General features: G+C 62.8%; 14 protein-coding genes. 10 read left to right on the top strand and 4 right to left on the bottom strand.

Annotation, left to right across the window (positions count from 1 at the left end; all coding sequences use genetic code 11):
• Positions 1-31 precede the first annotated feature (31 nt).
• Genes VGO04_RS31340 through VGO04_RS31330 form a run of 3 tightly spaced genes read left to right on the top strand, consistent with a single transcriptional unit; the run spans position 32 to position 5,106 of the window.
• Positions 32-1,252 (top strand): efflux RND transporter periplasmic adaptor subunit, encoded by a 1,221-nt coding sequence (locus tag VGO04_RS31340; protein ID WP_327499895.1) that lies wholly within the window; start codon positions 32-34, stop codon positions 1,250-1,252.
• Positions 1,253-1,262: 10 nt separating this feature from the next.
• Entirely contained in the window at positions 1,263-4,403 is a 3,141-nt protein-coding gene (locus VGO04_RS31335) for an efflux RND transporter permease subunit (protein ID WP_327499894.1), read from the top strand.
• A 58-nt stretch (positions 4,404-4,461) separates the two neighbouring features.
• Entirely contained in the window at positions 4,462-5,106 is a 645-nt protein-coding gene (locus VGO04_RS31330; RefSeq protein WP_327499893.1) for a TetR family transcriptional regulator, read from the top strand.
• A 46-nt stretch (positions 5,107-5,152) separates the two neighbouring features.
• Here the strand turns inward: VGO04_RS31330 and purU are convergent, their stop codons facing one another.
• Together purU and polA are read right to left on the bottom strand one after the other, a co-directional pair.
• Positions 5,153-6,007 (bottom strand): formyltetrahydrofolate deformylase, encoded by an 855-nt coding sequence (purU, locus tag VGO04_RS31325; RefSeq protein WP_327499892.1) that lies wholly within the window; start codon positions 6,005-6,007, stop codon positions 5,153-5,155.
• A gap of 222 nt (positions 6,008-6,229) precedes the next feature.
• Positions 6,230-9,238 carry a DNA polymerase I gene (gene polA / locus VGO04_RS31320; protein ID WP_327499891.1) on the bottom strand — a complete coding sequence of 1,003 codons (3,009 nt, stop codon included), beginning with the start codon at positions 9,236-9,238 and terminating at the stop codon, positions 6,230-6,232.
• Between the two features lie 529 nt (positions 9,239-9,767).
• Here polA and VGO04_RS31315 point away from each other — a divergent pair.
• The 4 genes from VGO04_RS31315 to VGO04_RS31300 all read left to right on the top strand — a co-directional run bounded on the left by VGO04_RS31315 (position 9,768) and on the right by VGO04_RS31300 (position 13,170).
• Positions 9,768-10,211: a MarR family winged helix-turn-helix transcriptional regulator gene (locus VGO04_RS31315; protein WP_327499890.1), complete on the top strand. Its 444-nt coding sequence runs from the start codon at positions 9,768-9,770 to the stop codon at positions 10,209-10,211.
• Between the two features lie 169 nt (positions 10,212-10,380).
• Positions 10,381-11,772 carry a M20/M25/M40 family metallo-hydrolase gene (locus VGO04_RS31310; RefSeq protein WP_327499889.1) on the top strand — a complete coding sequence of 464 codons (1,392 nt, stop codon included), beginning with the start codon at positions 10,381-10,383 and terminating at the stop codon, positions 11,770-11,772.
• Positions 11,773-11,864: 92 nt separating this feature from the next.
• Positions 11,865-11,990, top strand: a complete 126-nt coding sequence (locus VGO04_RS31305) for a hypothetical protein (RefSeq protein WP_327499888.1) — start codon at positions 11,865-11,867, stop codon at positions 11,988-11,990.
• Positions 11,991-12,210: 220 nt separating this feature from the next.
• Positions 12,211-13,170: a YbhN family protein gene (locus VGO04_RS31300; RefSeq protein ID WP_327499887.1), complete on the top strand. Its 960-nt coding sequence runs from the start codon at positions 12,211-12,213 to the stop codon at positions 13,168-13,170.
• A 159-nt stretch (positions 13,171-13,329) separates the two neighbouring features.
• Here VGO04_RS31300 and VGO04_RS31295 read toward each other — a convergent pair whose 3' ends face one another.
• On the bottom strand, positions 13,330-13,818 hold the full coding sequence (locus VGO04_RS31295) for a hypothetical protein (protein ID WP_327499886.1): 489 nt from the start codon (positions 13,816-13,818) through the stop codon (positions 13,330-13,332).
• A gap of 86 nt (positions 13,819-13,904) precedes the next feature.
• Positions 13,905-14,810 (bottom strand): DMT family transporter, encoded by a 906-nt coding sequence (locus VGO04_RS31290; RefSeq protein ID WP_327499885.1) that lies wholly within the window; start codon positions 14,808-14,810, stop codon positions 13,905-13,907.
• Between the two features lie 406 nt (positions 14,811-15,216).
• Here VGO04_RS31290 and VGO04_RS31285 point away from each other — a divergent pair, with 406 nt between their 5' ends.
• The 3 genes from VGO04_RS31285 to VGO04_RS31275 form a co-directional block, all read left to right on the top strand.
• Positions 15,217-15,567, top strand: coding sequence for a hypothetical protein (locus tag VGO04_RS31285; protein ID WP_327499884.1), 351 nt, complete (start codon positions 15,217-15,219; stop codon positions 15,565-15,567).
• Between the two features lie 239 nt (positions 15,568-15,806).
• Positions 15,807-18,068 (top strand): transglycosylase domain-containing protein, encoded by a 2,262-nt coding sequence (locus VGO04_RS31280; RefSeq protein ID WP_327499883.1) that lies wholly within the window; start codon positions 15,807-15,809, stop codon positions 18,066-18,068.
• A 261-nt stretch (positions 18,069-18,329) separates the two neighbouring features.
• The coding region (locus VGO04_RS31275; RefSeq protein WP_327499882.1) for an Hsp70 family protein at positions 18,330-18,656 on the top strand (327 nt) is incomplete at its 3' end.

Genomic DNA, 18,656 nt, shown 5'->3' with positions numbered 1-18,656 from the left:
AAGACGCACCGGCTGCCTGCGGCCACCGAATATGGACATCGCTATGCGTATGAACCGACCGACACTGGCCGCCGCCTTGGCAACCGCGATTCTTCTTTCCGGTTGCCAGAAAGAGGACGAGCAGCCGGCTGCCGCCGCATTCCCCCCGTCCGCGGTCGCCGTCTTTACGACGAAGACCGAAACGCTGCCGATCACCAACGAACTGCCGGGCCGCATCACCGCAACGCGTGTCGCCGAAGTGCGCCCGCGCGTCTCCGGCATCGTTGTCGAGCGCGTCTTCCAGCAGGGCTCCAAGGTCAATGAAGGTGACGTGCTCTACCGTATCGACCCGGCACCCTTCCGCGTGCAGGTCGAAAAGGCCGAGGCGACGCTGCGCCGCGCCCAGTCGGTTCGCCAGCAGGCCCAGCAGAAGGCTGACCGCCAGGAACAGCTGAGGAAGGCGAACGTGGTCGCTGCCCAGCAGTTCGACGACGCGTCCGCCCTGCTGGCCGCTGCCGACGCCGATGTCGCCATTGCCCAGGCAGGCCTCGCGGCCGCCCAGCTCGACCTGCAATATGCCGACGTGACGGCGCCGATCAGCGGCCGCATCGGCCGTGCGCTGATCACCGAAGGGGCGCTGGTCAGTGCCAACAGCTCGGAAAATCTCGCGACGATCCAGCAGCTCGACCCGCTCTACGCCGACTTCACCCAGTCGGCGACCGACCTCATCCGCCTGCGCAAGGCGCTCGAGGAAGGCAAGATGATGAGCGGCGACGAGGAGGCCGAAGTCCAGCTCGTGCTCGATGACGGCACTGTCTACGAACACAAGGGCAAGCTGCTGTTCTCGGAAGCCGCCGTCGATGCGACCACCGGCCAGGTGACGCTGCGCGGAGAATTCCCGAACCCTGACAACAACCTGCTTCCGGGAATGTATGTGCGCGTGCAGGTGCAGCAGGGCATCGAGAAGGACGCGATCACGGTTCCGCAGCAGGCCGTCCAGCGCAACAATGCCGGCCAGTCGCAGGTCTATGTCGTCACCCCCGACAAGAAGGTCGAATTCCGCAACGTCACGCTCGGCCGCACCGTCGGCAGCCGCTGGCAGGTAACCTCGGGCCTCAAGGCCGACGAGAAGGTCATCGTCGAAGGCTTCCAGAAGATCGGCCCCGGCGCACCGGTCGAGCCGACGGACTGGGACCCGAACGCCAAGCCCGCAGCCGAAACCGCCCAGACGACGGCGGCGGCCGAAGAAAAGCCGGCCGAAGCCACAAAGTGAGTGCTGATTAATGCCCAGTTTTTTTATCGACAGGCCTATTTTTGCCTGGGTGGTGGCGATCTTCATCATGATCGCCGGCATCATTGCGATACCGCTGTTGCCGGTCTCGCAATATCCTGATGTCGCGCCGCCGCAGATCTCCATCAACACGAGCTATCCCGGCGCCTCGTCGCAGGACACCTACCAGAGCGTCACCCGGCTGATCGAAAACGAGCTGAACGGCGTCGAAGGCCTGCTCTATTTCGAATCGACCTCCAGCGCGTCCGGCTCCGTCGACATCAGCGCCACTTTCGCCCCGGGTACGGACCCGGGTCAGGCGGCCGTCGACATCCAGAACCGCGTGCGCCGTGTCGAGCCGCGCCTGCCCGATTCGGTCAAGCGCCAGGGCGTGCAGGTCGACGAAGCCGGCTCCGGCTTCCTGATGATCGTCGCGCTCACCTCGACCGACGGCTCCATGGACGCGATCGGGCTTGGCGACTACCTGAGCCGCAACGTGCTCAACGAAGTCCAGCGCGTGCCCGGCGTCGGCCGTGCGCAGCTGTTTGCGACCGAACGCTCGATGCGCGTCTGGCTCGATCCGGACAAGATGCTCGGCCTCAACCTGACGGCCGCCGACGTGACCAATGCCATCCAGGCCCAGAACGCCCAGATCGCATCCGGCTCGATCGGCGCGCAGCCGAATCCGATCACCCAGCAGATCAGCGCGCCCGTCGTCGTCAAGGGCCAGCTGTCGAGTGCTGAGGAATTCGGAGCGATCGTGCTTCGCGCCAACCCGGACGGCTCATCCGTTCGCCTGCGTGACGTTGCCCGCGTCGAAATCGGTGGCGAAAGCTATGCGTTCTCGACCCGGCTGAACGGCAAGCCGTCCGCGGCCATCGCCATCCAGCTGTCGCCAAGCGGCAACGCGATGTCGACGTCGGCGGCGATCAAGGAGCGCATGGACGAACTGGCGAAGTTCTTCCCTGAAGGTCTCGAATATTCGGTTCCCTACGACACCTCACCGTTCGTTGCCGTCTCCATCGAGAAGGTGCTCTCGACGCTCGTCGAAGCCGTCGCACTCGTCTTCATCGTGATGTTCCTGTTCCTGCAGAACATCCGCTACACCATCATCCCGACGCTGGTCGTGCCGGTCGCGCTTCTCGGCACCTGCGCGGTCATGCTGGCGATGGGCTTCTCGATCAACGTTCTGACCATGTTCGGCATGGTGCTGGCGATCGGCATTCTCGTCGACGATGCGATCATCGTCGTCGAAAACGTCGAACGCATCATGTCCGAAGAGGGGCTGACGCCGAAGGAAGCCACACGCAAGGCGATGAAGCAGATCACCGGCGCCGTCATCGGCATCACGCTGGTTCTGGCCTCCGTGTTCATTCCGATGGCCTTCTTCCCGGGCGCCGTTGGCGTGATCTACCGTCAGTTCTCGCTGACGATGGTCGTGTCGATCCTGTTCTCGGCGCTGCTTGCGCTGTCGCTGACGCCGGCGCTGTGCGCCAGCTTCCTGAAGCAGGTTCCCAAGGGCCACCACCACGCCAAGCGCGGCTTCTTCGGTTGGTTCAACCGCTCGTTCGACAAGACGTCGCACGGCTACAGCGGCCTGGTGAAGCGCATGGTCCACCGGACCGGTCGCTACATGATCGTCTATGTCGCGGTGCTCGCGGGTCTCGGCTGGCTGTTCATGAAGCTGCCGTCGTCGTTCCTTCCGGACGAAGACCAGGGCTTCGTGATCGTCATGATGCAGCTCCCATCCGAAGCGACGGGCAACCGCACGACCGAGGTGGTGGAGCAGACGGAGAAGATCTTCGGCCAGGAGCCGGCGGTCGAACGCATCATCGCGATCAACGGCTTCTCCTTCTTCGGCACCGGCCAGAACGCAGCGCTCGCCTTCGTGACGCTGAAGGACTGGAAGGAACGCGACGCCGACAACGCCGCGCAGTCGATCGCCATGCGTGCGACGATTGCCATGAGCCAGATCAAGGATGCGATCAGCTTTGCGCTGTCGCCACCGGCGATCCAGGGTCTCGGCACCACAGGCGGCTTCTCGTTCCGCCTGCAGGACCGTGGCGGGCTCGGCGAAGCGGCCCTGTCGCAGGCACGCGACCAGCTTCTCGGCCTTGCGGCTGAGAGCAAGATCGTCACCGGCGTTCGTTTCGAAGGCATGCCGGATGCGGCCCAGGTCAGCGTGACCATCGACCGCGAAAAGGCCAATACCTTTGGTGTAACGTTCGCCGACATCAATTCGACGATCTCAACCAACCTTGGCTCGTCCTACGTCAACGACTTCCCCAATGCCGGCCGCATGCAGCGCGTGACGGTGCAGGCGGACGAAGGTCAGCGCATGCAGACCGCCGACCTCCTGAACCTCAACGTCCGCAACGCCAACGGCGGCATGGTGCCACTGTCGGCCTTTGCGACCGTGGAATGGGTGAAGGCTTCGACCCAGACGATCGGCTACAACGGCTACCCGTCGGTCCGTATCAGCGGCGAAGCCGCCCACGGCTACTCTTCGGGTGACGCGATCGCCGAAATGCAACGGCTGGCGGGACAGTTGCCCGCAGGCTTCGGTTACGAGTGGACCGGTCAATCGCTGCAGGAAATCCAGTCCGGCACCCAGGCACCGCTTCTGATCGCGCTGTCGTGCCTTCTGGTGTTCCTGTGCCTGGCCGCCCTCTATGAGAGCTGGTCGATCCCGGTTGCCGTGATCATGGTGGTGCCGCTCGGCGTCATCGGCTCGGTTCTCGCCGTGACCATGCGCGACATGCCGAACGACGTGTACTTCAAGGTCGGCCTCATCGCGATCATCGGTCTCTCGGCGAAGAACGCCATCCTGATCATCGAATTTGCGAAGGAACTGCGCGAGCAGGGCAAATCGCTGATCGATGCGACGCTGGAGGCAGCGCACCTGCGCTTCCGCCCGATCTTGATGACGTCGCTCGCCTTCACGCTCGGCGTTCTGCCGCTGGCGATCGCCACGGGCGCAAGCTCGGGCAGCCAGCGCGCCATCGGCACCGGCGTCATGGGCGGGATGATCTCGGCAACGGTGCTCGCGATCTTCTTCGTCCCGGTGTTCTTCGTCTTCGTCACGAGGATCTTCGCCCGCAAGAAGGTGGAAAACGCACCGACTGCCGCTGAAACGCCGACGCCGGCCGAGTAAAACGACACTGGACGGCCCGCCCGCTGCTGCTGGCGGGCCGTCGCATAGGGAGGAACGAATGCGCCGAACAAAGGCCGACGCAGAAGCAACCCGGCAGAAGATCCTCAGCGCCGCAGAGCAGGTCTTCTACGAAAAGGGCGTGTCGAACACCACGCTTGATGAAATCGCCAAGATCGCAGGCGTCACGCGGGGCGCCATCTATTGGCACTTCGCCAACAAGACCGATCTTTTCCTTGCCCTGCACGACGCCGTGCCCCTGCCTCAGGAAGACATGGTCGCCCGCGAAATCGAAGCGGAAGCGGCTGATACGCTCGCCATCCTCGAGAGCGCCATGGGCGACTGGATCGATATCCTCGCGACCGACGAGCAACGTCAGCGCATTCTGACGATCATGCTGCGCACCAATTACGACGGCGACATGAGCGAAGTCCTGACACGGCAGAAGGAACTCGACGAACGCCACAACGTCCTGCTCGAACTCGCGTTCTCGCGCGCACTCGCCAAGGGGCAGATGGACGCCAGCTGGTCACCGGCATCGGCAACACGGGCGCTGCACTGGATGATGCTCGGTCTCTGTACGGAATGGTTGCTGTTTGGCCGCCGCTTCGACCTGACGGCCGAAGGGCGCGAAGGCTTGAGCCGATTCTTTGCCAGCGTGCGCGCACCGACGGCAGCTTCGCCTGCGGCGCAAGAGCGCACATGAGGCAGCAGGCGCTTCTGTTTGCGCCTGCCGACCCCGCCAACCAAGCCTAGCTGAACACCACGGTCTTGTGACCGTTGAGCATGACGCGCCGTTCGAGGTGCAGCTTGACGGCGCGCGCCAGTACCCGGCTTTCGATGTCGCGCCCGGTGGCGACAAAGTCCTCGGCGGTCAGCGCGTGGCTGACACGCTCGGTTTCCTGTTCGATGATCGGGCCTTCGTCGAGATCGGGGGTCACGTAGTGGGCGGTTGCGCCGATCAGCTTGACGCCGCGCTCATGCGCCTGGTGATAGGGCTTGGCTCCCTTGAAGCTCGGCAGGAACGAGTGATGGATGTTGATCGCCTTACCGTACAGGCGCTTTGACAGCGCGTCCGAAAAGACCTGCATGTAGCGGGCGAGGATGACGAGATCGGCGCCGGTCTCCTGGACCAGACGCAGAAGCCTTTCCTCCTGCTCCGCCTTGTTCTCCTTCGACACCGGCCAACAGTGGTAGGCGTACCCGGCAGATTCAGCCGCGTGCCGGCTGTCCTCATGGTTGGAGACGATGGCGACAACCTCGGCATTCAGCCAGCCGACGCGGATCTGATAGATGAGGTGCTGCAGTGCATGGTCGAACTTGGAGACGAGGACGAGGATCTTCGGCTTCACCGCAGCATCTGTGAGCGTGGTGCGCATCTGAAAGCGCTCCACCGCCGGGCGCAGCGCCCGCTCGACATCACTGGTTGCAATGTCCGCCGGCACCTGGAAGGCGATGCGCATGAAGAAGCTGTTGGTCTTCGTATCCCAGAACTGGTTGCTCTCGGCGATGTTGGCGCCGAGGGCGGCAAGCTCTGTGGTCACGGCCGCGACGATGCCGGGCTTGTCGTCGCAGGAAAGCACAAGGATGAAGGTCTTCGGCGCCATGATCTCCTCCGATTGCGGCGGTTGCGGATGGGGAAACGAGCCCCTTCCCTGTCGCTGCCTATGGGGAGTCGAACGTGCCTGCAATCGTTCCGGCTGTCGCACCGTACGCTTTCTATCATCCTGACGGGAAGGCACCCGAGGAAGCGAAATCCGCTCGGGCGCTGCAAGTTTAATCGCATGGCGATCTTGAGGTTTTCTGAGGGAATGCCCTCAGAAAATGCTTCAATGCGCCTCGTCCCAGTTGCTCGCCGCGCGCGCATCGACCTTGAGCGGCACTTTCATGTCGAGCGCCGGCATCGCGGCGTTCTCCATGACCGAGACGACGATCGGTATCGTCTTTTCGACCTCGGCATCCTCGACTTCGAAGATCAGTTCGTCGTGCACCTGCAGAAGCATGCGAGCCGAAAGCTTCGCCTCTGCCAGCGCCGGCTCCATCTTCGCCATGGCGCGGCGGATGATGTCGGCGGCCGACCCCTGGATCGGCGCGTTGATCGCGGCGCGCTCGTTGAAGGCGCGATGCGACGGGATCGACGAGCGGATGTCCGGATAATGGGCGCGGCGACCGAAGATGGTCTCGACGTAACCGTGCTCGCGGGCAAAAGCCTTGGTGCTTTCCATGTAGTCGCGGATGCCGGGGAAACGCTCGAAATAGCGCTTGATGTAGTCACCCGCTTCCGACCGCTCGATCGACAGCTGGTTGGCAAGGCCGAAGGCGGAAATGCCGTAGATGATGCCGAAGTTGATCGCCTTGGCGCGACGGCGGATTTCGCCCGGCATGCCCTCGACCGGCACTCCGAACATTTCCGACGCCGTCATCGCGTGAATATCGACGCCATCGGCGAAGGCCTGGCGCAGCTGCGGGATATCGGCGACATGGGCAAGCACCCGCAGCTCGATCTGGCTGTAGTCGGCCGAGAGCAGCTTGTGCCCGGGTGTGGCGATGAAGGCCGTGCGGATCTTGCGACCTTCGGCGGTGCGAACCGGAATGTTCTGCAGGTTCGGATCCGATGACGACAGGCGCCCGGTGGTGGTGGCCGCGAGCGCATAGGACGTGTGCACGCGCCTGGTCTCCGGATGCACGAAGCCCGGGAGTGCATCGGTATAGGTGGATTTGAGCTTCGTCAGCTGCCGCCAGTCAACGATCTTGCGCGGCAGTTCATGTCCTTCGGCGGCGAGGTCTTCAAGCACCTGCGCCGAGGTCGACCACTGTCCGGTCTTGGTCTTGGAGCCGCCAGCAAAGCCCATCTTGCCGAAGAGGATATCGCCAAGCTGTTTCGGCGAGCCGATGGTGAAGTTTTCGCCGGCGAGCTTGTAGATCTCGTCCTCAAGCGCCGCCGCCCCTTGGGCCAGTTCTCCCGAGAGCCGCGACAGGATCTGGCGATCGATGGTGATGCCGCGGTCTTCCATGCACGCGAGCACGGCGACGAGCGGCCGCTCGAGGCGCTCGTAGACCCGTGTCAGTCCCTTGGCCGTCAGTCGCGCCTTCAGCACATGCCAAAGCCTCAGCGTGACGTCCGCATCCTCGGCGGCATAGGCCGTCGCCCTGTCGATATCGACATAGTCGAACGTGACCGACGATTTTCCGGAGCCGGTAACGTCCTTGTAGGGGATCGGCTTGTGGTTCAGCCAGCGCTCGGAGAGCGCGTCCATGCCGTGCGTGCCGTTACCGGCGTCAACGACATAGGACATCAGCATCGTATCGTCGAAGCTTTCCACGGTGATGCCGTGCCGCTTCATGACGAGGTAGTCGTATTTCAGGTTCTGGGCGACCTTGAGAACGGACGGATCCTCAAGCAGGCGCTTCAGGCGGCTGAGCGCTTCTGCCATCGGGATCTGGTTTTCCGCGAGCCCGCCACCAAGCAGGTCGCCGACGCCGGTCTTGTGGATGAGCGGGACATAGGCAGCCCGGATCGAGGCGCCGGTCGGGTCAGCCTTGTGGTCTGCGATCGCCAGCGAAAAGCCGACGAGATCGGCCTGCATGGCATCGAGCGAATTCGTTTCCGTGTCGAAACCGACAACGCCAGCTTCCGTTGCGGCCGCGATCCACGTGTCGAGAACGGCGATATCGCGGATCGTCACATAGGCACCGTGGTCGAACGGAGCCTTGGCGAAAATTTCGGCACGGGCTGCAGCCAGCGCTTGTGGCGTGGCATCTGCCGCATCCGGTTCCCCGGCCTTGGACAGGACTGCGGCCGCCTCCGCGGCCTCGCCGCGCACTGCCGCCTTGGCCGACGATCCCTCGCTGACGGTCGTTGCCGCCTCCCCCTTGTCGAGGTCTGGACCGCGCGCGTCGGCGCCCCACTCAACCGGCACGGCCGCAGCCTCGACGGCATCCGCATCCGTGCTGGTCGCCGCGGCAACGCGGCGCGTGAGCGTCGTGAATTCCATCGCCTTGAGGAACGCGATCAGCTTCGGCCCGTCCTGCGGCTCAAGGCTCAAGTCCTCCAGCGGAACATCAAGCGGTGTGTCGGTCTTGAGCTCAACGAGCTGGCGCGACAGGCGCGCGAGGTCGGCGTTGGCGATGATGTTTTCGCGGCGTTTCTGCTGCTTGATCTCGCCGGCACGGGCAAGAAGCGTGTCGAGATCGCCAAACTCTTCGAGCAGCTGCGCTGCCGTCTTCGGGCCGATGCCCGGAATGCCGGGGACGTTGTCGGTCGAGTCACCGGTCATCGCCTGCAGATCGATCATCTTCTCCGGCGGCACGCCCCATTTCTCGATCACTTCTGGGATCGAGATCTGCTTGTCCTTCATGCTGTCGTACATCGACACGTTCGGCGTCACGAGCTGCATCAGGTCCTTGTCGGACGACACGATGGTGACGCCAGCGCCTGCGGCCTCGGCAAGGCGCGTGTAGGTGGCGATCAGATCGTCGGCCTCATAGCCTTCCTTTTCGATGCAGGGCAGGTTGAAGGCGCGGGTCGCATGGCGGATCAGGCCGAATTGCGGAATGAGGTCTTCCGGCGGCGCTGAGCGGTTTGCCTTGTACTGGTCGTAGAGCGCATTGCGGAAAGTCTTCGACGAATAGTCGAAAATGACCGCAAAGTGCGTCGGCGTGACGCCGACCGAGGTGTCGCGCGCATCCGTGAGCAGCTTCCACAACATGTTGCAGAAACCCGATACCGCATTGACGGGAAGGCCGTCGGACTTGCGGTTGAGGGGCGGGATGGCGTGGAACGCCCGGAAGATGAATCCGGAGCCGTCGACGAGGAAGAGGTGATCACCGTTTTTCATGGGCAAATGGATAGCGCGGGGCAAGCCAAAGGTCCATTGCGGTTTTCCCGGAGACGAACAATCTCCACTTGCCTGAAACAAGGTTGTGGTCGTCGGCAACGACCATCTGGACGTGCCATTTTGGGGACGCATTTGCCTTGCAGAAACCACACGCGGGAAGACATCCGGGCACACCCGGTTTTCACGCAAACGTTACGTATTTGTAATGTCCGATTCGCCCTACCTATCCTTGAAAAGCCACATTTGAATCCTCAAATCCTAGTCAACGGCACCGAGTGATGCCGTCTTCTGGTGATTGGCCTGTCCCCCGCCCGCACCAGATGAGGACAAAGGCCTTATCCCCCTCTCCGGGCCTTTGTCCCGTTTTCAAAAAACCGTCACGGCGCCGCCTCCGCTCCGTGGCGGTTTTTTGTTGTGCCGTCTGCAGGTCCGTTCAAGTCCGCTCACATCCCGGTGAATCCCGACCGTCCGCAGGTCCATCGCCTGCATTGTAACTTGTCTTCACCGCGGTTCGAGCGTACCCATAGTCATGGCCTTCAACCGTATGGACTCTGCGACATATCTGGCCAGCCTGCTGGCGAAAGGCTTCTCGCGCGCGCTTCACGAGCGCGGCCAGAAGCTTGGCTTCGCGCCCGGGCAATTTCCCATTCTTCTCGAGCTCTGGGCTGAAGAAGGCCTCACCCAGAAGCAGCTGCTCGATCGGCTCGATATCGAGCAGGCGACGATGGCCAACACGCTTTCGCGAATGGAACGGGATGGGTTGATCGTCCGTCGCAAACATCCGCAGGACAAGCGCTCTCAACAGATCTTCCTGACCGAACGGGCGCGCGAGATGGAGGCAGCCGCAAAGGAAGCCGCCCTTGCCGCCGATCAGTCGCTGCTTTCCGGCCTCCGGAACTTCGAGCGCGAGCTGATGCTCGAATACATGCGCACGGCGCTTGCCAGCATGGCGCGCGGCGACGGTCGCGCCTGAACCCCAGGGTTCTGATCGTTTCATCAAAAAATTTGGCTTAAAGCCGGCGGCCTCACGCTCTAAACAGAGCATCGGCGCCGTGAGGCCACCGGATGAATTTGTGCGCAAATCGATTTCGATTTGCCGCTTCATGCAGTAGGTTCCGGCAACACTTCAAGCAAGGATACGCATGATGGCAAACATCACCTCCGTACTCGAACGCGCAGACGCCAATCTGCCCGGTAGCCTCGACCGGCTCTTCGACCTCGTTCGGATCAAGTCGATCTCGACCGACCCGGCCTTCAAGGCGGAGTGCCGCAAGGCAGCCGAATGGCTGGTCGCAGAACTCAACAGCCTCGGCTTTACCGCTTCCGTGCGCGACACACCCGGCCATCCGATGGTCGTCGCCCATCACGACGGCGCCAAGCCGGATGCGCCGCACGTGCTCTTTTACGGCCACTACGACGTCCAGCCGGTCGATCCGCTGAACCTTTGGGATACCGATCCCTTCGAGCCCGGCATCAAGGAGATCGAGCCGGGCCGCAAGGTGATCACCGGCCGCGGCACGGCGGACGACAAGGGCCAGCTCCTGACCTTCGTCGAGGCGGTACGCGCCTACAAGGATGTGCATGGCGCCCTGCCCTGCCGCATCACCATTCTCTTTGAAGGCGAAGAGGAATCCGGTTCGCCGTCGCTGAAGCCGTTCCTCGAGGCCAACGCCGCCGAGCTCAAGGCAGACTATGCGCTGGTCTGCGACACCAGCATGTGGGACCGGGATACGCCCGCCATCTCCGCGGGCCTTCGTGGCCTCGTCGGCGAAGAGGTGATCATCAAGGCGGCTGATCGCGACCTGCATTCAGGTTACTTCGGCGGTGCTGCCGCCAACCCGATCCGCATCCTGACGACCATCCTTGCCGGGCTTCACGACGAAAACAGCCGCGTCACGCTTCCCGGGTTCTACGAAGGCGTCGAGGAAACGCCCGCCCAGATCAAGGCCGCCTGGGAAACGCTCGGCCAGACGGCGGAGAAGTTCCTCGGCGAGATCGGTCTGTCGATCCCATCGGGCGAAAAGAACCGCTCGGTGCTGGAACTGACCTGGGCGCGCCCGACGGCGGAAGTCAACGGCATCACCGGCGGCTACACCGGCGAGGGCTTCAAGACGGTGATTGCGGCTGAAGCATCCGCGAAGGTTTCCTTCCGTCTCGTTGGCAACCAGAACCCGGAAAAGATCCGCGAGGCGTTCCGCGCCTATGTCCGCTCCAAGGTTCCGGCGGATTGCTCGGTGGAATTCCACGCCCATGGCGGTTCGCCGGCGATCCACCTTCCCTACGAGTCGCCGCTGCTCAACACCGCAAAGGTGGCGCTTTCCGACGAATGGCCGAAGCCGGCCGTGATCATCGGCATGGGTGGCTCGATCCCGATCGTCGGCGATTTCCAGAAGATGCTCGGCATGGAATCGCTGCTGGTCGGCTTCGGCCTCTCCGACGACCGCATCCACTCGCCGAACGAAAAATACGAGCTGCAGTCCTATCACAAGGGCATCCGTTCCTGGATCCGCATCCTGGACGCACTGGCGGCCTGAGACGACAAGGCCGGAGACGACAGGGCCGCGGCGGAACGCTCCGCCGCGGCCCTTCCTGTAAGCGGCTGCAAGCCCGGCAAAAAAAACAACCCTTGAGTGCGCCTCGTCTGCCGGCGCAGATGCCTGACGCCGCAATCTGCGCCGTGCTGGCGGTTTACCGTTTCCCCTTCACCGTTTCCCGGGCGTTTCTCGGTCTTGCGACGACCTTCAATCCTTGACCTCCGGGGTCTCAGGTGCTTCCCTTTTGTGAAACACGTCACAAAGGGAAATCGGATCGTTGGCAAGGGTAAGGACCGAAGCTTCGCGCTGCGGATGTGAAGCTATGAAAGAGCGGCTCAGCGAGCAGGATTTCTCCGCTTGGAGAACCACCCCGGCGGTCGCGGCAGAAGTGTCCACCATACGATCGGCCCTCCTCCTCGCAGCGATCGCGACGCCGGCATGAAGAGGCTGCAAGCGTATTTCTGGCCCGTCGTCGGGCTTCTCGCGATCCTGTTTTCGGTAAAGGCGCTCTACCACGAGCTTCGCGGGCTCTCGCTCGACGAGTTCCTGGCAAGCTTCAACGCGATTTCGCTCGAAAGCTGGCTTCTCGCGATCGGCTCGACGCTCGTCGCCTATGCAGCACTTGCCGCCTATGACCGGCTGGCGCTCGATCACCTCGGCCACCGCATCTCCCTGTGGTTCATCACGCTCTGCTCGTTTACGACCTACGCGCTGTCGCACAATCTCGGCGCTTCGGTCTTTTCCGGCGCCGTCGTGCGTTACCGCGCCTACCGGTCCAAGGGGCTTTCACCCGGCGAAGTCGGCGTGCTCGTCGCCTTCTGCTCCTTCACCTTCACACTCGGAACCCTGGTGCTTTCGGCCGTCGTGCTTCTGGTCAGGCCCGACATTATCGAGCGTTTCGCCGAATTCCTGCCGGTGGAGATGTCGCTGACGACAGGCGTCTTGATCCTGATCGTCATCGGGCTCTATGTGATCGGCAGCCTCGTCGGGCTCCCCTCGTTCCGCACGCGCTGGTTCCAGCTGCACTACCCGAAGCCGAAGATCGTTTTTCGGCAATTGGTGATCGCGCCGGTGGAACTGATCGGGGCAGCCGGGATCATCTATTTCGCACTGCCGGAAGCTGGAAACCCGGGCTATATCGTCATCCTCGGGATCTTCCTCGCGTCCTTTTCCGCCGCACTTCTTTCGCATGCGCCAGGCGGCCTCGGCGTGCTCGAACTGATCTTCATCGCCGCCTTGCCGGAAATGGATCCGGCGGCCGTGCTTGCCGCGCTTGCCATTTTCCGGCTGCTCTATCTGATCATCCCCTTCATCCTGGCGCTCGTGGTTATCCTCGTCTTCGAGCGCCAGCGTTTCGTGGCGGAGAAACACCGCCCGGGCGGCACCGATCTTCCCTAGATCATTTCATTGTTTCATCGAAACAGTGAAATGATCTAACTCTCTGATATCTAGCAATTCCGGACGGAAAACCGGTCTACACTTTTCCTGGAATTGCTCTAAGGAAGTCATCGCACACCGGCGCGCAGCTGCGCGTCGACCCCATAGCACCGCAAAGACTTACGGCGCGTTGCAGACGGTGGGCACCGCCTTTTCAAGCGGTCCCTTCACCTCCCGGAGCCGGGCAGCTTCGATCTGGTAGGGCGTGAACGGCGGCACCTGCGCCGACGGATTGATGATCCGCGTGACGTAGCAGCCGGAAAAGAACCGGACCCGCGACGGCTTCTCGATGGATTTCACCGCAACGGGGACTGCGGCATAGATGCTGCCGGCCCCGGCCTCGGTGCGGAGCTTGCCGATCATTACTTCGACGGAAACGGTACGCGCGTAACCACGGGTAAAGGCCCTGAAGCCGCCGGCCGGCTTCGCTTCGCCGAAATAGCCGTAGGCACGGGCATACTCCTTGCGGTTGATCGCATTGTACAGCGAGCGCACGAGCGCGGCGCCGTCCGAGCGATCGTCGACATAGGCGACATTGTCCTGTGCCTGTCCGGAGCCGCTCGCGGCAGCAAGGACTGCGAGAGCAATGATGGCGGTTTTGAGCTTCATGCAATCCTCCTTCACGTCAGCCGCACCCGAGCACAACAATAGGGCGAAGCCATAGCAGGTTTCGCCGAAATGTTAGTTTCGGCCGGTCAGGAGGGCGGAAGGCCGGCCCGGCGGCGCGCCACAACACGCTCGCGCCAGACGGTGAAGATGCCGGCGGCGACCACCAGCACGGAGCCGGCGATCATGTTCGTCGTCAGCGTCTCGCCGAAGAGGGCTACGCCCATGATCGAAGCGAAGACGAGCTGCAGATAGGTGAGCGGCTGCACCGCCACCGCGTCCAGCACTTCGTAGGCGCGAATGAGGAAGTAATGGCTGGAGGAGCCGGTGATGCACAAGAGCAGCATCCAGCCCCAGTCTGCGGGCGAAAGCGTGACCCAGAAGAAGGGGCCGACAAGGCTGATGGCGGCGGCGCCGACGACGCCGGTATAGAAGAAGCTGGTCATCGCCGAATCGGTCCGGCTGACGAGCCGCGTAACGATGACGTAGACCGCAAACAGCAGGCCCGCTGCGAGCGGCAGCAGGAAGGTTTGTTCGAAGGCCCCTTCGGCAGGCTTCAGGATCAAGAGCACGCCACCGAGACCGACCGAGATCGCCAGCCACCGTCGCCAGCCCACCCGCTCACCCAGAAGCGGCATCGAAAGCAGCGCGACAAACAGGGGCGTTGCCGCAAGGATTGCCTGTGTATGGGCAAGCCCGACCCAGGTGAAGGACGTGATCACCATGACGATCTGGGCCGGAAGCAGCACACCGCGCACGACCTGGAGCCAGGGCCTCTTGGTTGTCGCCGTGACTTTCAAGCCCTCCTTCGTGCGCGCCGCGAGCGCGATCGCAAAGAGTGCAAAGGCCCAATAGCGGATCATCGCGACGAAGACCGGCGGATAGATCGCCCCGAGATGCTTGGAGATGCCGTCCTGGATCGAGAAGATGACGATCGCCAGAAGCGTGAAGATATAGCCATTCGCCCTGGAAGGCGGGAAAGTCTGGGATGCCATGGCGCGCAGAAACCTGTGAGAACCTTCGCGCCGCCAAATCCGCGCGACAGCGTCACTTACATGGAAACGCGACTGTGTTCGAGACATGAAAAGAGCCCCGCGCGGGAGGAGGTGCACGGGGCTCTCGAACTTGATCGATGACTGGGAGGAGGAGTGTCACCGATCCGCATCGGGCGCCGCGGGAGGAGGTGCAGCGCTTCGATAAGTCATATAATAATTATGCGCCGCAGCAATTTCAAGATGAAATTTTGCACTGCACAAAATTGTGAAGGCCGAGGCGGGTTGTCGCGGTAATCTGGCGTAAACCACAACTCATGATAGCTTTTTGCGTTGATGCATCTTTTGAGATACGCGACTACATGTAAGCGCGCTCGATATTTTCCCTTCATAATTGCAGGCACGTCAGATGAAATTGTTGCTCCAGATCCCAACAGCGATCATCGTTGTCCTGATCCTTGCCACCTGGCTTGCCAGCCTGCGCCTCGTCGTTTTGCCGCCCGGCTCCTTCAAGCTGAAGGCGATGACGGCGTTCGTCTACCAAGGCCACGGCTATCGCCTCGTTGATAGCCCCCTCGCCATGTGCGGCCGCCAAACCTACCCGGCAGACGATTGCGTGGAGGTCGCCGTGAACCAGCTGGGAAACCGCGTTCTGCTGCGTCTGCCCTACAGCCAGTGGCTCTACGACGTCACGGAGCCTGAGGCCGCGCGACCAACGGCTTCCGTTGAAGACACGCCGCTGCGAACCTCCATCCAGTAGGACGGGCTCGCGGATCCCGAATGGCATGCGGCAGTTCGACTGTACGCGGTAGCCAAGGTTTTGAACCGGCAGGCTTTTTCACAGCGACTTTCTTAACTCCCCCTTAAATTGCCGCATTTAAAGTTCACCGGGTCGCCGTGGCGGATGGGCGTGGGACGCCGTGACCGCCGTCGAAATCGATTGGCAGCAACACTTGCGCCAAGAGCCACCGCAAGGCGGTGAGGGATAGATCAAACGGCATGGCAGCAAGCGGACGGTCAGAACAGCGGATCGAGCCCTCGTTCGGTAGCGACGAGGACGACAATGACGATTTCCGCGTCGAGGCCAGCGACCGCGTGACCGCCAGCCGCAAGACGGCGCCCCGCGGCAAATCCCCAAATGGTGGCAAGACCAAGAAGAAGGCAGCCGGCAAACGTGGCGGCAGCCGCCGCAGTTCCGGCGGTGGCGGCGGCTTCGTCGGCCTCATCCGGACGCTCTTCTACTGGTGCATCGTGCTCGGCATCTGGGGCGCCATGGGCGTCGGCGGCCTGGTGCTCTACTACGGCGCGCGCATGCCGAGCGCCGAAAGCTGGTCGATCCCCGAGCGTCCACCGAACGTCAAGATCCTTGCCGTCAGCGGCGAAGTCATCGCCAATCGCGGCACGACCGGCGGCGAAGCGCTGTCGCTCGAAAACATGTCGCCCTACATTCCCCAGGCGGTGATCGCGATTGAGGATCGGCGTTTCTATTCGCATTTCGGCATCGACCCACTCGGCCTTGCCCGCGCCATGCTGACCAACGTCACCACCGGCCGCATGGTCCAGGGCGGTTCGACGCTGACGCAGCAGCTGGCCAAGAACCTGTTCCTGTCGCCGGAGCGCACGCTCGAGCGCAAGGTCCAGGAAGTGCTGCTCGCCTTCTGGCTCGAGCAGAAATATTCCAAGGACCAGATCCTGGCTATGTATCTCAACCGAGTGTTCTTCGGCTCCAACGCCTATGGCGTCGAGGCGGCATCGCGGCGCTACTTCAACAAGTCGGCGCGCGACGTGAACCTTGGCGAAGCGGCGCTGCTGGCAGGCCTCCTGAAGGCCCCTTCCCGTCTGTCGCCGGCGCGCGACCCGAAGGCCGCGGAAGAGCGCGCCCAGGTCGTACTCGGCGCCATGCGCGAGGAAGGTTACATCACCGACAGCGAAATCAAGACGGCGATGACGCAGACGCCGACCAAGGCGAAGAGCTACTGGTCGGGCGCCGAACACTATGTCGCCGACATGGTGATGGACCAGCTTCCCGGCATGATCGGCGAGATCAAGGAAGACCTCGTCATCGACACGACGATCGACCTCAATCTCGAGAAAAAGGCCGAGGAGGTCATCAGCGCCACGCTTGATACCGACGGCAAGAAGCTCGACGCCTCGCAGGCAGCGCTTGTCTCGATCGACGGAACCGGTGCGATCCGCGCGCTCGTCGGCGGCAAGGACTACGCCGAGAGCCAGTTCGACCGCGCCTCCAAGGCCAAGCGCCAGCCGGGGTCGGCCTTCAAGCCCTTCGTCTACGCAGCGGCGCTCGAGATCGGCCGCACGCCGATGTCGGTCCGCAACGACGGACCGGTCCGGATCGGCAACTGGACGCCCGAGAATTACGACCAGAAGTATCGCGGCGAGGTGACGATCGCCGATGCGCTTGCCAATTCTCTGAACACGATCGCCGCCCAGTTGGTGATGGAGGTCGGCCCCGCAAACGTCGTCAAGGTCGCCCATCGTCTCGGCATCGATTCTGAGATGCAGGCCAATGCCTCGATCGCGCTCGGCACCTCCGAAGTCAGCCTCGTCGAACTGACGTCGGCCTACGCCCCGTTTATGAATGGCGGCTTCAAGGCGACACCACACGTCATCCGCCGTATCTCCAAGGCCGACGGCACGGTGCTTTACGAGAACACCTACGACAACCCGCCGCGCGTGCTCGATCCGGCGATCGTCAGCGAAATGAACCAGATGATGGTGCGGGTGCTGACCAAGGGCACCGGCAAGAAAGCGCAGATGAAGGGCTGGGAGGCGGCCGGCAAGACCGGCACGACGCAGTCCTTCCGCGACGCGCTCTTCGTCGGCTACACCTCCAACCTCACGACCGGCGTCTGGTTCGGCAACGACGACGGCAAGTCGATGAAGAAAGTGACCGGCGGCGGCCTTCCGGCCAAGGCCTGGCATGACTACATGGTGGCCGCGCATGAGGGGCTTTCGCCCTCGCCGCTCTTTGGCACGACCGGCGTTCAACCGGTCTTCGACGAAGGCGTCGCAACGCCGCCCGGCGACATGATGTCGGGTGACCCGGAAGCCTTCCCGGAGGCGCCCGTTGGCGTCAACGGGGTCGCCGTCGGGCAGCGTCCAGTCGACCAGGCGGGCGACCAATGGGGCGGTCAGTCCGCCGACCAGGGCAACGGCGGGATGGTGCCGCCGGCCGATGTCGGCCAGACGACGGGCGCCACCCGGCGCACGACGCTTTTCGACATTCTGACCGGCGGCTGAGCCTTCGCGCACCGGTGATTTGGGTGGTGCGACCGCCTGCGCAGAGCCTCCGGCGGACGGGCCAATTCCGGCTAGACAAATCCCGGGCTTGCATTTGCCCCCAAACGCCCCGCAGAATGCCTTGCAGTCCGAAACGCCGGTCCTTATATACGCCGCATCGGCGCAGTTTCAGCTGCGAAGAAATCCAAAGACCATCCCGTTAGGGGCTGTCTCACGAATGCCTGACCGGGTTCCGACAGTCCGCTGCAAGGAGAGAACGACATGGCTAAAGTAATCGGTATTGACTTGGGAACGACCAACTCCTGCGTCGCCGTCATGGACGGTAAAGACGCGAAGGTCATCGAAAACGCCGAGGGCGCGCGCACGACCCCCTCGATGGTGGCATTCAGCGAAGACGGCGAACGTCTCGTTGGCCAGCCGGCCAAGCGCCAGGCGGTCACCAACCCCGAAAACACGCTTTTTGCGATCAAGCGCCTGATCGGCCGGACCTTCCAGGACCCGACCACGCAAAAAGACAAGGACATGGTTCCTTACAAGATCACCAAGGCCGACAATGGCGACGCCTGGGTCGAAGCGCACGGCACGGAT

The sequence above is a fragment of the Ensifer sp. genome (assembly GCF_035999185.1).
Classification (GTDB): domain Bacteria; phylum Pseudomonadota; class Alphaproteobacteria; order Rhizobiales; family Rhizobiaceae; genus Ensifer.
This window is presented reverse-complemented; position numbering and strand designations above follow the sequence as displayed.

Excerpts from the sequence above, each read along its gene's own strand:
- VGO04_RS31340 (WP_327499895.1), top strand. The coding sequence starts at position 32 with ATGGACATCGCTATGCGTATGAACCGACCGACACTGGCCGCCGCCTTG.
- VGO04_RS31335 (WP_327499894.1), top strand. The coding sequence starts at position 1,263 with ATGCCCAGTTTTTTTATCGACAGGCCTATTTTTGCCTGGGTGGTGGCG.
- VGO04_RS31330 (WP_327499893.1), top strand. The coding sequence starts at position 4,462 with ATGCGCCGAACAAAGGCCGACGCAGAAGCAACCCGGCAGAAGATCCTC.
- purU (WP_327499892.1), bottom strand. The coding sequence starts at position 6,007 with ATGGCGCCGAAGACCTTCATCCTTGTGCTTTCCTGCGACGACAAGCCC.
- polA (WP_327499891.1), bottom strand. The coding sequence starts at position 9,238 with ATGAAAAACGGTGATCACCTCTTCCTCGTCGACGGCTCCGGATTCATC.
- VGO04_RS31315 (WP_327499890.1), top strand. The coding sequence starts at position 9,768 with ATGGCCTTCAACCGTATGGACTCTGCGACATATCTGGCCAGCCTGCTG.
- VGO04_RS31310 (WP_327499889.1), top strand. The coding sequence starts at position 10,381 with ATGATGGCAAACATCACCTCCGTACTCGAACGCGCAGACGCCAATCTG.
- VGO04_RS31300 (WP_327499887.1), top strand. The coding sequence starts at position 12,211 with ATGAAGAGGCTGCAAGCGTATTTCTGGCCCGTCGTCGGGCTTCTCGCG.
- VGO04_RS31295 (WP_327499886.1), bottom strand. The coding sequence starts at position 13,818 with ATGAAGCTCAAAACCGCCATCATTGCTCTCGCAGTCCTTGCTGCCGCG.
- VGO04_RS31290 (WP_327499885.1), bottom strand. The coding sequence starts at position 14,810 with ATGGCATCCCAGACTTTCCCGCCTTCCAGGGCGAATGGCTATATCTTC.
- VGO04_RS31285 (WP_327499884.1), top strand. The coding sequence starts at position 15,217 with ATGAAATTGTTGCTCCAGATCCCAACAGCGATCATCGTTGTCCTGATC.
- VGO04_RS31280 (WP_327499883.1), top strand. The coding sequence starts at position 15,807 with ATGGCAGCAAGCGGACGGTCAGAACAGCGGATCGAGCCCTCGTTCGGT.